11 protein-coding genes and 2 tRNA genes are annotated in these 13,164 nt (G+C 58.5%); 12 read left to right on the forward strand and 1 reads right to left on the reverse strand.

Annotated elements, in window-relative coordinates; translation table 11 throughout:
* Window positions 1-57 precede the first annotated feature (57 nt).
* Window positions 58-3,288 (forward strand): carbamoyl-phosphate synthase large subunit, encoded by a 3,231-nt coding sequence (gene carB, locus ACS92L_RS15080; protein ID WP_438765920.1) that lies wholly within the window; start codon window positions 58-60, stop codon window positions 3,286-3,288.
* The gene (gene greA, locus ACS92L_RS15085) at window positions 3,285-3,764 is read left to right on the forward strand and encodes a transcription elongation factor GreA (protein ID WP_115855564.1); all 480 of its coding nucleotides are present in this window, start codon (window positions 3,285-3,287) and stop codon (window positions 3,762-3,764) included. The genes carB and greA overlap by 4 nt, the downstream gene beginning before the upstream one ends.
* A gap of 94 nt (window positions 3,765-3,858) precedes the next feature.
* On the opposite strand, the gene yhbY is transcribed toward greA, so the two are convergent.
* The gene (yhbY, locus tag ACS92L_RS15090) at window positions 3,859-4,170 is read right to left on the reverse strand and encodes a ribosome assembly RNA-binding protein YhbY (RefSeq protein ID WP_438765922.1); all 312 of its coding nucleotides are present in this window, start codon (window positions 4,168-4,170) and stop codon (window positions 3,859-3,861) included.
* 215 nt (window positions 4,171-4,385) lie between these two features.
* On the opposite strand from yhbY, the gene rlmE reads away from it, so the two are divergent.
* The 10 genes from rlmE (at window position 4,386) to nusA (ending at window position 13,149) form a co-directional block, all read left to right on the forward strand.
* On the forward strand, window positions 4,386-4,976 hold the full coding sequence (rlmE, locus tag ACS92L_RS15095) for a 23S rRNA (uridine(2552)-2'-O)-methyltransferase RlmE (protein WP_438768501.1): 591 nt from the start codon (window positions 4,386-4,388) through the stop codon (window positions 4,974-4,976).
* Window positions 4,977-5,063: 87 nt separating this feature from the next.
* Window positions 5,064-7,040: an ATP-dependent zinc metalloprotease FtsH gene (gene ftsH / locus ACS92L_RS15100; RefSeq protein ID WP_438765924.1), complete on the forward strand. Its 1,977-nt coding sequence runs from the start codon at window positions 5,064-5,066 to the stop codon at window positions 7,038-7,040.
* A gap of 95 nt (window positions 7,041-7,135) precedes the next feature.
* Window positions 7,136-7,990 carry a dihydropteroate synthase gene (gene folP, locus ACS92L_RS15105; protein ID WP_438765928.1) on the forward strand — a complete coding sequence of 285 codons (855 nt, stop codon included), beginning with the start codon at window positions 7,136-7,138 and terminating at the stop codon, window positions 7,988-7,990.
* 2 nt (window positions 7,991-7,992) lie between these two features.
* Complete coding sequence (gene glmM / locus ACS92L_RS15110) at window positions 7,993-9,354, forward strand: phosphoglucosamine mutase (RefSeq protein WP_438765930.1); 1,362 nt, start codon at window positions 7,993-7,995, stop codon at window positions 9,352-9,354.
* 109 nt (window positions 9,355-9,463) lie between these two features.
* A complete protein-coding gene (gene tpiA / locus ACS92L_RS15115) occupies window positions 9,464-10,213 on the forward strand; it encodes a triose-phosphate isomerase (protein WP_438765931.1) in 750 nt (249 codons plus the stop codon).
* A gap of 4 nt (window positions 10,214-10,217) precedes the next feature.
* Window positions 10,218-10,625 (forward strand): preprotein translocase subunit SecG, encoded by a 408-nt coding sequence (gene secG / locus ACS92L_RS15120; protein WP_438765932.1) that lies wholly within the window; start codon window positions 10,218-10,220, stop codon window positions 10,623-10,625.
* A 146-nt stretch (window positions 10,626-10,771) separates the two neighbouring features.
* A tRNA-Leu gene (locus ACS92L_RS15125) sits at window positions 10,772-10,858 on the forward strand.
* Between the two features lie 75 nt (window positions 10,859-10,933).
* Window positions 10,934-11,010, forward strand: a tRNA-Met gene (locus tag ACS92L_RS15130).
* Between the two features lie 152 nt (window positions 11,011-11,162).
* Complete coding sequence (gene rimP / locus ACS92L_RS15135; RefSeq protein ID WP_438765933.1) at window positions 11,163-11,624, forward strand: ribosome maturation factor RimP; 462 nt, start codon at window positions 11,163-11,165, stop codon at window positions 11,622-11,624.
* A 40-nt stretch (window positions 11,625-11,664) separates the two neighbouring features.
* Window positions 11,665-13,149 carry a transcription termination factor NusA gene (nusA, locus tag ACS92L_RS15140; RefSeq protein WP_438765935.1) on the forward strand — a complete coding sequence of 495 codons (1,485 nt, stop codon included), beginning with the start codon at window positions 11,665-11,667 and terminating at the stop codon, window positions 13,147-13,149.
* Window positions 13,150-13,164 lie beyond the last annotated feature (15 nt).

The following is a 13,164-nucleotide window of genomic DNA, read 5'->3' on the forward strand; positions in this document are numbered from 1 at the left end:
GGGCCGCCATCGCACTCGACTTGTTCGCATCCCATTTTTCGACGCAGTGAAATCGTCATGCCAAAACGTACCGACCTGAAAAGCATTCTGATCATTGGCGCCGGCCCCATTGTTATCGGCCAGGCCTGTGAGTTCGACTATTCCGGCGCCCAGGCCTGCAAGGCGCTGCGCGAGGAGGGGTACCGGGTCATCCTGGTCAACTCCAATCCGGCTACCATCATGACCGACCCGAGCATGGCGGATGCCACCTATATCGAGCCGGTCACCTGGGAGACGGTAGCCCGCATCATCGAGCGCGAGCGCCCCGATGCCGTCCTGCCCACGATGGGCGGTCAGACGGCACTCAACTGCGCGCTTGAGCTGGACCGCCGCGGCATTCTCGGCGAGTTTGGTGTCGAGCTGATCGGTGCCAATGCCAAGACCATCGAAAAGGCCGAAGATCGGGATCTCTTTGACAAGGCGATGAAAAATATCGGCCTTGAGTGCCCGAAGGCCAAGGTGGCGCACGCGATGGAGGAAGCCTGGGAAATTCAGGCTGAGCTGGGCTTTCCCTGCATCATCCGCCCGTCCTATACCATGGGCGGCTCCGGTGGCGGCGTGGCCTATAACCGGGAAGAGTTTGAAGAGATCTGCCATCGCGGCTTCGAGCTCTCTTCCAACCATGAGCTCTTGATCGACGAATCGCTGCTGGGCTGGAAAGAGTACGAGATGGAGGTCGTGCGCGATCACAACGACAACTGCATCATCGTCTGCGCCATCGAGAACTTCGACCCGATGGGCGTGCACACCGGTGACTCCATTACCGTAGCGCCGGCCCAGACGCTGACTGACAAGGAGTACCAGATCATGCGTAATGCATCGATCGCGGTACTGCGCGAAATCGGCGTGGAAACCGGCGGCTCCAACGTGCAGTTTGGCGTTGATCCGCAGACCGGTCGCATGGTGGTCATCGAGATGAACCCGCGCGTGTCGCGTTCGTCGGCGCTGGCTTCCAAGGCGACCGGCTTTCCGATCGCCAAGGTCGCGGCCAAGCTGGCGGTCGGCTATACGCTCGACGAGCTTCAAAACGAGGTTACCGGGGGCGCCACACCGGCGTCTTTCGAGCCGGCCATCGACTACGTGGTCACCAAGATCCCGCGCTTTACCTTCGAAAAGTTCCCCCAGGCCAACGACCGTCTGACGACCCAGATGAAGTCGGTAGGCGAGGTGATGGCCATCGGGCGCACCTTCCAGGAATCCCTGCAAAAGGCGCTGCGCGGTCTCGAAATCGGCGTTGACGGGCTGGACCCGAAGCTCACCGGTTTTGATGAGGCGTCACGCCAGCTTATGCAGGGCGAACTGCAGCGTCCGGGCGCCGATCGAATCTTTTTTGTGGCCGATGCCTTCCGGGCCGGCCTGTCGCTGGATGAAGTCTTCAACTTCACCAACATCGATCGCTGGTTTTTGATCCAGATTCAGGAGCTGATCGTTCTGGAAGGTCAGATCGCCAAGACGTCTCTGGGTGATCTCAGTCGCAAACAGGTCTATTTCTACAAGCGCCGCGGGTTTGGCGATGCGCGTCTCGCCCGTCTTATCGGTGTCAGCGAGAAGGCCTTCAGGGAGCGTCGTCAGGCACTGGATGTACGCCCGGTTTTCAAGCGGGTCGATACCTGCGCTGCCGAGTTCCCGACTTCAACGGCCTATATGTACTCCACCTATGAGGAGGAGTGCGAGGCCGAGCCCAGCGATCGACAAAAGATCATGGTGCTGGGCGGTGGTCCCAACCGTATCGGTCAGGGCATCGAGTTCGACTACTGCTGCGTTCATGCCGCGCTCGCCATGCGTGAGGACGGTTATGAAACCATCATGGTCAACTGCAATCCGGAAACCGTATCCACTGACTATGACACCTCTGACCGTCTCTATTTCGAGCCGGTTACGCTCGAGGATGTGCTGGCCATCGTCGAAAAGGAAAGGCCGGTGGGTGTGATCGTGCAGTTCGGTGGCCAGACGCCGCTGAAGCTGGCGCGTGATCTGGAAGCGGCGGGCGTGCCGATTATCGGCACCACGCCGGATGCCATCGATCGCGCCGAGGATCGTGAGCGCTTCCAGCAGATGATCGATAAGCTCGGCCTCAAGCAGCCCAACAATGCCACGGCGCGCAGCTTTGAAGATGCCTTCGTCAAGGCAGCCCGCATCGGCTATCCGCTGGTCGTGCGCCCCTCCTATGTGCTGGGCGGACGTGCCATGGAGATCGTCTACTCGGCTGACGAGCTCGAAAATTACATGACCCATGCGGTCAAGGTCTCCAACGATTCGCCGGTTTTGCTGGATCACTTCCTCAATGCCGCCATCGAGGTGGATATTGATGCCATCAGCGATGGCAAGAATGTCGTGATCGGCGGCATCATGCAGCATATCGAGCAGGCCGGGGTTCACTCCGGTGACTCGGCATGCTCGCTGCCGCCCTATTCGCTGCCGGGTGAAGTGCAGGATCGCATGCGTGATCAGGTGCAGCGCATGGCGCTCGAGCTCAACGTCGTGGGTCTGATGAACGTACAGTTGGCCTGGCAGGACGGCGAGGTCTATGTCATCGAGGTCAATCCGCGCGCCTCACGGACCGTGCCGTTTGTCTCCAAGTGCATCGGACGGTCACTGGCGCAGCTGGCGGCGCGTGTCATGGCTGGCAGGACGCTGGTAGAGCTTGAGTTTACCCGCGAGCACATTCCGGATTTCTATAGCGTCAAGGAGGCGGTCTTCCCCTTCAACAAGTTCCCGGGCGTGGATCCGATCCTGACGCCGGAGATGAAATCGACCGGCGAGGTCATGGGCACCGGCACGACATTTGCCGAGGCCTTCTATAAGGCGCAGCTGGGCGCGGGAGAGGCCATTCCGGCACTCAGCGGCGATCGCCGGGCGTTTTTGTCGGTTCGGGATCCGGACAAGGAGGGCGTTATTGAGGTGGCGCGTTCTCTGTTAACATTAGGCTTTACGTTGATTGCCACGCACGGTACGGCACAGGCACTGGATGCTGCCGGTCTACCGGTCGAAGCGGTCAACAAGGTGTTTGAAGGCCGTCCCCATATTGTCGACATGATTAAAAACGATGAGGTTGCCTACATCGTCAATACGACCGAGGGACGGCAGGCCATTAACGATTCTTCCATGATTCGCCGTTCGGCGCTGTCACACAAGGTACCCTATGCCACGACACTGGCCGGGGCCCGCGCCGTGTGTATGGCGCTTGAGTATGGTAACGAGATTACCGTGCGGCGACTTCAGGAACTCCATACGAGTGTAACGGCATGACCAGGGTTCCGATGACGGTGCAGGGCGAGCAGGCCCTGCGTGAAGAGCTTAACCAGCTCAAAAGTGTTGATCGTCCGCGTGTGATCGCGGACATTTCCGAGGCGCGCGAGCACGGTGATCTCAAGGAGAACGCCGAATATCATGCCGCGCGTGAGCAGCAGGGGTTCATTGAAGGGCGCATTCAGGAAATCGAGTCGCGCCTGTCCAATGCTCAGGTCATTGATGTGACCAAGATGCCGCATACCGGCAAGGTCATCTTTGGTACCACGGTCAGGCTCTTGAATCTTGATACGGACGAAGAGGTGGCCTACCGCATCGTCGGTGAGGACGAGGCCAGCATCAAGGACGGCAAGATTTCGGTCAATTCCCCCATCGCCCGTGCACTGGTAGGCAAGGCCGAAGGCGATGTGGTCAATGTGCGCACGCCCGGCGGCGACGTTGAATATGAAATCGACAGTGTCGAGCACGTCGGCTGATCCGGACCACGTGTTTTGCGCCATAAAAAAGCCCCCGACAGTGTCGGGGGCTTTTGCGTTGTAATCATCTGCAGCAAAAAGGGCCGCATGGCGATTACTGCGTATAGCGTGCCACGTTGGATAGTCTGGGGTCTGCCTTCGGGTTGTGGCGATAAAGCAGGGCAGTCTTGCCGATGCTTTGTACCAGTTCGGCGCCGGATTGCTCCAGCAGGTGATTGATGATCCCGGCCCGCTCGTCGCGCTCGGCGCCGGCAATGCTGACCTTGATCAGTTCGTGGTCGGCGAGTGCACGTTCCAGCTCGCCCATGACACCCTCGGTCAGGCCCTTGTCACCGATCCGGACAACCGGATTGAGAATATGGCCGACGCTACGCAGGGTTTTCTTTTGTGCCGCTGTAAGGCTCATGATATGTTGAAAACTCTCGATCCCTTTTCATGTGCAATCATCTTACTCCAGACAACGGCAGTGGCGCCAACGGTTGTATTGCGTTCGGTGTCCTTATCCTGTGGTCATGCTGGCGTTTGATCGCTGTAGCACGGCAATCCCTTTTTTCGGAAGTTAACGTGACACGCGCCAAAAAGCCGTCTGCCGGCAAAAAGGCTTCAGCCGATAACGGCTGGATGAAGGAACACTTTGACGATATCTGGGTAAAGCGCAGCTGGGCCGATGGCTATCGTTCCCGCGCCAGTTACAAACTGCTTGAAATAGACGATCGTGATCGTTTGTTTACACCGGGCATGAGTGTGGTGGATCTCGGAGCGGCGCCGGGAGGATGGAGTCAGGTCGCCATGGCGCGCGTGGGAGAGACGGGGCAGGTCATCGCCACTGACATTCTCGAGATGGATGCCGTCGCGGGGGTGAATTTCATTCAGGGTGACTTTACGGAAGAGCAGACCCTGCATGCTATGCTCGAGGCGCTCGGCGATCGGCAGGTTGATGTCGTGCTATCGGACATGGCGCCCAATCTGAGCGGGCAGATGGCCATTGATCAGCCCGGTGCCATGTATCTTGTGGAGCTGGCGCTGGATATGGCTCAGCAGGTGCTGACGCCGGGCGGCGATTTCCTGACCAAGATCTTTCAGGGTGAGGGTTTTGATCAGTATCTAAAGGAAATGCGTCTTCGGTTCGATAAGGTAGTTACTCGCAAACCCGATGCCTCGCGCCCAAGATCGCGAGAAGTATATCTGCTGGGGCGTGGTTTTCGCGCTTGAGCTTGTAATCGACAGGCCGCGCCCCAAGCTTTCCGACACATACCGGGCCACGCCTGGCAGGCAGAATCACGTAGTGAGGGTGTCCCCTTGAACGACATGGCCAAGAATCTGATCCTATGGTTGATTATCGCAGCGGTTTTGCTGACGGTATTCAACAACTTCAGCGTCGATAATTCGCCGCAGGCGATGAACTATTCCCAGTTCGTCGAGCAGGTGCAAAACAATCAGGTCCGTCAGGTCACCATCGATGGTTACGATATTCGCGGTGAGCGTGACGATGGTTCCACCTTTCAGACCATCAGGCCGTCTGCTGAAGACCCGCGCCTGATGGATGACCTGCTCAGCAATAACGTGACCGTGGTAGGCAAGGAGCCCGACCAGCAAAGCATATGGTCACGATTGCTGATTGCCAGCTTCCCCATACTGCTGATTCTGGGCATCTTTTTGTTCTTCATGCGGCAGATGCAGGGTGGCGGCGCCGGCAAGGGCGGCCCCATGAGCTTTGGCAAATCCAAGGCCAAGCTGCTTTCTCATGAGCAGGTCAAGACCACTTTCAAGGATGTCGCCGGGTGCGATGAAGCCAAGGAAGAGGTCGAGGAGCTGGTCGACTTTCTGAAGGATCCTTCCAAGTTTCAGCGGCTTGGTGGGCAGATCCCACGAGGGGTGCTGCTGGTAGGCCCGCCCGGCACGGGCAAGACCCTGCTGGCAAAGGCCATTGCCGGCGAAGCGCGGGTACCGTTTTTTACCATCTCGGGTTCTGACTTCGTTGAAATGTTTGTGGGTGTTGGCGCCTCGCGTGTCCGTGACATGTTCGAGCAGGCCAAAAAGCAGGCGCCCTGCATCATCTTTATCGATGAAATCGATGCCGTGGGCCGCTCGCGTGGCTCCGGCATGGGCGGCGGTCATGACGAACGCGAACAGACGCTCAACCAGCTGCTGGTTGAAATGGACGGTTTTGAAGCCAACGAAGGCATCATCATCATTGCCGCGACCAACCGTCCTGACGTCCTTGACCCTGCACTGCTGCGCCCGGGTCGTTTTGACCGCCAGGTCACTGTCGGTCTGCCCGATATCCGCGGGCGCGAGCATATTCTGGGCGTGCACCTTCGCAAGGTGCCGCTTGCCGATGACGTCAAGCCGGAGATGATTGCACGCGGCACCCCGGGCTTTTCCGGTGCAGAGCTTGCCAACGTGGTGAATGAGGCCGCTCTTTTCGCGGCTCGCAAGAACCGCCGTCTGATCGGCATGGCCGAGCTTGAGATGGCAAAGGACAAGATCATGATGGGGGCCGAAAAGCGCTCGATGGTCATGTCCGAAAAGGAAAAGCGCAATACGGCCTATCATGAAGCCGGTCATGCGATTATCGGGCTTTTGATGCCGGAGCATGACTCGGTCTACAAGGTCACCATCATTCCGCGCGGTCGGGCACTGGGTGTGACCATGTTCCTTCCCACTGAGGATCGCTACAGCTATACGCGTCAGCAGATCATCAGCCAGATCTGCTCGCTCTTTGGCGGACGTATTGCCGAGGAGATGACACTGGGACCCAATGGCGTCACGACCGGGGCTTCCAACGATATCAAGCGTGCCACCGAACTTGCTCACAACATGGTTGCCAAGTGGGGGCTGTCACAGGAGATGGGCCCGCTGATGTACGACGAGGACGAGTCTCACCAGTTCCTGGGTGGCCCGGGTGGCGGTGGCGGCAAGTTCACTTCGGCGGAAACGTCGTCGAGACTGGATCGTGAAATCCGTCGCATCATCGATGAGTGCTATCAGCAGGCCGAACAGATTCTGCACGACAATCGCGACAAGCTGGATGCGATGACCGATGCCCTGATCAAGTTCGAAACCATTGATGCCGAGCAGATCAACGACATCATGGAAGGTCGCGACCCGCGACCGCCGAAGGAGCCAGGCAGCAGCGGTCCGAGCGGCGGTCTGGGGACGCCTGCCGATACCAGTCCTTCAGACGTGCGCCCGGTGGATGATCCGGAGGGAGACGGCACTGACGATACAAGGCGCCGTCCGTCCGACCCGCTAGGTGGTTCTTCCGGACATTGATCGAGGTTTTACGTATCATGACCGCCCTCCGGGGCGGTTTTTTTATGTCCGATGATGGCGATGGGCAGTCATCGGTCCAGCTTTCAGGAATTATCATGTCGAATGCAGATACGTTCATGGAGTGTGGCAAGCGCCATCAACTGGCGCTGGGCCGGCCCCATGTAATGGGGATTCTCAATGTCACGCCGGACTCCTTCTCTGATGGAGGAAAGCATGCTGCGGGCGATGCCGCGCTGCGCCGTGCAGAAGAGATGATCGCGCAGGGGGCCGGCATCATCGATGTGGGCGGTGAATCCACTCGACCCGGTGCTACGCCTGTGGGCGTGCAGCAGGAGATGGACCGGGTGGTGCCGATCGTTGAGCGACTGGCCGGCGAGCTCGACGCGCTGGTGTCGGTGGATACTAGTGCGCCGGAGGTGATGACGGCTGTCACCGAGGCGGGCGCCGGCATGATCAACGATGTACGCTCATTGAAACGCCCGGGGGCGGTTGAGGCGGCGGCGGCCTCGGGACTGCCCGTATGTCTGATGCATATGGTGGGCGAGCCCGATAACATGCAAAATGACCCGCAATATGAGCGACCCATTGAAGAGGAAGTGGCGGCTTTTCTGGAGCAGCGGATTGCTCGCTGTCGCGATGCAGGCATTGCAGATGAGCGGCTGCTTGTCGATCCGGGCTTCGGGTTTGCAAAGACGCTTGCGCACAATCTGCGCTTGATGAATCGCCTAGAGTATCTCCAGCGTCTGGGTTACCCCCTGCTGATAGGTACCTCCCGCAAGGGCATGATCGGTCGTACATTATCACGTGAGGTTGATGAGCGCCTTTATGGTGGGCTGGCGCTGACAACCCTTGCCATCGGCAAGGGGGCCTGGATTATCAGAACGCATGATGTCGCGGCCAGCGCTGATGCCGTTGGCATGACCTGTGCAGTACTCAAGGAAGGCAGATAGCAATGGCAAGACAATATTTTGGTACGGATGGTATTCGCGGTACGGTCGGCCAGGCCCCCATTACGGCAGACTTCATGCTGCGTCTGGGATGGGCCGCCGGGCGTGTCTTTGCCCGTCAGAATCGTCGGGCGCGCGTACTGATCGGCAAGGATACCCGTATCTCCGGCTATATGTTCGAGTCTGCACTGGAGGCTGGTTTCTCGGCGGCCGGCGTGGATGTGGCGCTGCTCGGTCCTATGCCCACGCCCGGCATCGCCTATCTGACAAGTACACTGCGCGCCAGCGCCGGCGTGGTCATCAGTGCCTCGCACAATCCCTACCAGGATAACGGCATCAAGTTTTTCTCGCAGCACGGCACCAAGCTGCCGGATGCCCTGGAAGACGAGATCGAGCGTGAGCTTGAGGGGCTTCAGGAAACGGTAGGCCCTGACCGGCTTGGCAAGGCCGTGCGTATCGAGGATGCCGCCGGGCGCTATATCGAATTCTGCAAGTCGACGGTGCCGAATCGTTTCGGCCTGCACGGTCTGAAAATCGTTATCGACTGCGCCAACGGCGCGACCTATCACATTGCCCCGAATGTCTTTCGCGAGCTTGGCGCTGAGGTCATTACCCTAGGCGTGACGCCAGATGGGCTCAACATCAACCAGCAGGTCGGTTCTACCCATCCGGAAGTCATGCGCGAGAAGGTGCTCGAGACCGGCGCCGATCTGGGAGTCGCCTTTGATGGCGACGGTGATCGTGTGATCATGGTAGATCATGCCGGTCGCATCGTGGATGGCGATGACATCCTCTACATCATTGCGCGTGATCGCCAGCGTCGCGGCGTGCTGGGTGGCGGCGTCGTTGGTACATTGATGAGCAACTTTGGTCTGGCATCGGCGTTTGAAGAGCTGGGCATTCCCTTCGAGCGTGCGAAGGTTGGCGACCGCTATGTCATCGAACGAATGCAGGCGCGTGACTGGCAGCTTGGTGGGGAATCTTCGGGCCACATCCTGTGTGGCCATGCCCAGACGACCGGTGACGGGATCGTTTCTGCCCTGCAGGTTCTGGCGACGATGGTCATTGAAGAGCGAAGCCTTGGTGAGCTGCTGGAGGGCATGGAAAAGGCGCCGCAGGCACTGATTAATGTTCGTCTGGTACCCGGCATTGACAAGACGGCGCTGATGGAAAGTGCGCCGGTTGCAGATGCCGTCAGAGAAGTAGAGCAAACGCTGGGCGAATCCGGCCGTGTACTGCTCAGACCTTCAGGTACAGAGCCCCTGATTCGGGTCATGGTGGAAGGTCGCCCGCGCTTTGATGTTCAGGCGTTGGCACAGAAAATCGCCGACGAAATCGAGCAGGGCATGTCGAAAGTCCGGGGTTGAAGAAAACGGAGCGTGGTTGTGTTCGCGCCATCGCTCCATTAACATCGCCCTCCTTGCGGAGGCGTCTACCAATACTTTCCTGTTCCCGACAGGCTAGGGAGAAGTCACCATGCGTAAGCCACTGATTGCCGGCAACTGGAAGATGAATGGTTCGCTGGCGCTTTTGGAAACCATGAAGCAGGCACTGACGTCTGCCAATATTGCCTCCGGCGTTGATGTCGCCATTATTCCGCCCTTTACGCTGCTCATGTCGGCAAAAGGTGTGCTGGCAGAAAGCTCATTGTCGCTTGGCGCGCAGACCCTTCATCCCGAATCATCGGGTGCCTACACCGGCGAGATCAGCGCCGATATGCTGACCGAGTGTGGCGTCAGTCATGTACTGGTAGGCCACTCCGAGCGCCGTACCCTGTTCGGGGAAGATGACCAGGCCGTGCTGGCACGGATCAGGGCAGCACTTGATGCCGGGCTGACCCCCATATTGTGTATTGGTGAAACGCTTGAAGAGCGGGAAGCCGACCGGGTGGAGACAGTGGTGCTGGGGCAGGTCAAAACCGTCATTGATGACCTTTCAGCAGAGCAGCGTTCAAGGCTTGTGATGGCCTATGAGCCGGTCTGGGCCATCGGCACAGGCCGTACCGCAACGCCAGAACAGGCGCAGCAGGTGCACGCCATGATTCGCGCATGGTTGTCAGACAAGGATCCCGCCTTGGGAGAAGGCATGCGTCTGCTCTATGGCGGCAGCATGAAGGCCGACAACGCAGCCGAGCTTCTTTCCCAGCCGGATATCGATGGGGGGCTGATAGGCGGCGCCTCGCTTAAACCCGATGACTTTATTGCGATTTGTCACGCAGCAGGTTGATTAAATGTACGTTGCCATCATTTTGATTCACGTCCTTCTTGCCATCAGCCTGATTGCGCTGGTGCTCTTGCAGCGCGGCAAGGGAGCCGAAGCCGGCGCTGCCTTTGGAGGCGGTGCCTCGCAAACGGTGCTGGGTTCGCAGGGTGCTTCCAAGACGCTCGCCCGCTTGACGGCCGTATTGGCCGGCCTGTTTTTCATTACCTCACTCGGGCTTGCCTGGCTTGTAAACAGCGGCAGCGGCGATTCCCAGAGCGGCATCCCTGATGCCAGGGTCATCGAGCAGCAGCGAAGCGGTGCGCCGAGCCTGGATGATGGCGACGATGCCCCCCGGGCACCCAATGCCCAACAGGGCAGCGATAGTGGCAACGAGGGGCTGTCCGTCCCGTCTACGGACAACAGCAGCAATAATTGATACACGAGGGTATGCATCGCTTGACGAATCATGTCAGGAGATGCATAATCTCGCGCCAGTGATGAGGCGCTCATTCAGCAGTGCTTCATCATTTGTCCGGTAGAAAATGCCGGGCAGGACAGAAGAAGCTTTCTGTCAAACCGAAAGCCGAAGTGGTGGAATTGGTAGACACGCTATCTTGAGGGGGTAGTGACCTTATGGTCGTGCGGGTTCAAGTCCCGCCTTCGGCACCATCGGAACTGCAAGTCGCGACAGACGGATCATGTTGATTCGGCAGGACAAAGTCCTTATACTGATTGCGCTATTGATGCGGGGTGGAGCAGCCTGGTAGCTCGTCGGGCTCATAACCCGAAGGTCGTCGGTTCAAATCCGGCCCCCGCTACCATCCAGGTGTTAATGGATGGAAATTTTTCCCCGAAAAGCCCCTTCCATCGAAGGGGCTTTTTGTTACAGCGCAACAAGATCGCTCATCAGTCACCTCATCTGCTCTCCTGTATTTTCGCTCAGGTGCCTGATGCCACTGCAGGAGGCCATGTCGTGCCAACCAGGCAAGAAACACTGCATACGCTGATAGAACCCGCCGTCGCAGCGCTCGGCTTCGAACTCTGGGGCATCGATTACAGCGCCCAGGGTAAGCACTCCAAACTGATTGTCTACATCGACCATGAAAACGGTGTCGGTGTGGATGACTGTGCCGATGTCAGTCGGCAGGTAAGTGCGCTTTTGGATGTAGAAGACCCTCTCCCCGGACAGTATCAGCTTGAAGTGTCCTCTCCCGGGATGGATCGCCCGCTTTATTCCCTGTCACATTTTGCCCGGTTTGCCGGCCATACGGTTACGTTGAAGCTGCGCGCGCCCTTTGAGGGACAGCGTCGTTTCAAGGGGCTGCTGGCAGGTGTAGAGGGTGATGAAGTGCTGCTGCAGTTCAACGACGAAGAGTATGGATTTCCTATCGAGACCATTGAGCAGGCACGAGTCGTGCCCGGGTTTGATAACTGATGCTTGATGATAACAAGGACTTTTCTGGCGAGGCACAGGCATGAGCAAGGATATTTTGCTGGTCGTCGATGCGATATCAAATGAAAAGGGTGTCCCCCGCGACATTATTTTCGAAGCCGTTGAGGCGGCGCTGGCCAGCGCCTCCCGCAAGCGCTACGAAGGAAAGGATGTCGATATCCGGGTGCATATCGATCGCAATAGCGGTGATTACGACACTTTCAGGCGCTGGACGGTCGTGCCTGATGAGGATTACACCACCTCGGCGCGTCAGATTCCGCTGGGCGCTGCAGAAGAGCGCGATGAGCCGTTGGGTCTGGATGCCGTGGTGGAAGAGCAGATCGAGTCCGCCGAGTTCGGTCGTATCGCTGCCCAGACGGCCAAACAGGTTATCGTACAGAAAGTGCGTGAAGCCGAGCGCGCTGAAATCGTACGTCAGTACGCCGAGCGTGAAGGCGAACTGGTTGGCGGTAGTGTCAAGAAAACCACACGCGATGGCCTGATCATCGATCTGGGGGACAACGCCGAAGGGTTTTTGCCGCGCGGTGAAATGATTCCGGGCGAGCGCTATCGACTCAATGAACGTGTCAGGGCACTGCTCTGGCGTGTTGACCCCGAAGCCCGCGGCGCGCAGCTGATTTTGTCACGCACGCGTCCGGAGTTTCTGGTAGAGCTGTTCACCATCGAGGTTCCCGAAATTTCGGAGCAGCTGATCGAAATCAAGGGGGCTGCGCGTGATCCGGGCTCTCGCGCCAAGATTGCCGTCAAGACCAACGACCGCCGCATCGACCCGGTCGGTGCCTGTGTCGGCATGCGCGGGTCCAGGGTGCAGGCCGTTTCGAACGAACTTCGTAACGAACGTGTGGATATCGTTCTTTGGGACGATAACCCGGCTCAGCTGGTTATCAACGCCATGGCGCCTGCCGATGTGGCCTCCATCCTGGTGGATGAAGACACGCATGCCATGGACGTCGCGGTTGGCGAGGACAATCTGGCGCAGGCCATCGGTCGCAGCGGACAGAATGTGCGTCTGGCCAGCGAGCTGACGGGCTGGACGCTCAACGTCATGACGGAGGAGGAAGCCGAAGGGCGCCGCGAGCAGGAACTCGACAGCTATATCGAATACTTTATCAACCATCTCGATGTTGATGAAGAGATGGCGCGACTGCTGGTGGAAGAAGGTTTCACTTCGCTGGAAGAAGTCGCCTATGTCCCGCTGGAAGAGATGCTGGAAGTCGACGGCTTTGATGAGTCGCTGGTTGAAGAGCTGCGTGCACGTGCCAAGGATGAGTTGCTCAATCTGGCAATCAAATCCGAAGAAGAACTGGACGGCACCGCGCCTGCCGAGGATCTGCTCTCGATGGAGGGTATGGATCAGCATCTTGCCTACCGGCTGGCCGGGCGAGGAATTATCACCATGGAAGATCTTGCCGAGCAGTCCATTGAAGACCTCAAGGATATTGAGGGAATGGATGAAGAACGCGCTGCGGCACTGATCATGACGGCCCGGGCGCCGTGGTTCGAATAATACATCGTATCGCGA

It is taken from the genome of Kushneria halocnemicola (assembly GCF_965650455.1).
Lineage (GTDB): Bacteria > Pseudomonadota > Gammaproteobacteria > Pseudomonadales > Halomonadaceae > Kushneria.

Coding starts and splice junctions, on each gene's coding strand:
- carB (WP_438765920.1), top strand. CDS start 58: ATGCCAAAACGTACCGACCTGAAAAGCATTCTGATCATTGGCGCCGGC.
- greA (WP_115855564.1), top strand. CDS start 3,285: ATGACCAGGGTTCCGATGACGGTGCAGGGCGAGCAGGCCCTGCGTGAA.
- yhbY (WP_438765922.1), bottom strand. CDS start 4,170: ATGAGCCTTACAGCGGCACAAAAGAAAACCCTGCGTAGCGTCGGCCAT.
- rlmE (WP_438768501.1), top strand. CDS start 4,386: ATGAAGGAACACTTTGACGATATCTGGGTAAAGCGCAGCTGGGCCGAT.
- folP (WP_438765928.1), top strand. CDS start 7,136: ATGTCGAATGCAGATACGTTCATGGAGTGTGGCAAGCGCCATCAACTG.
- glmM (WP_438765930.1), top strand. CDS start 7,993: ATGGCAAGACAATATTTTGGTACGGATGGTATTCGCGGTACGGTCGGC.
- tpiA (WP_438765931.1), top strand. CDS start 9,464: ATGCGTAAGCCACTGATTGCCGGCAACTGGAAGATGAATGGTTCGCTG.
- secG (WP_438765932.1), top strand. CDS start 10,218: ATGTACGTTGCCATCATTTTGATTCACGTCCTTCTTGCCATCAGCCTG.
- nusA (WP_438765935.1), top strand. CDS start 11,665: ATGAGCAAGGATATTTTGCTGGTCGTCGATGCGATATCAAATGAAAAG.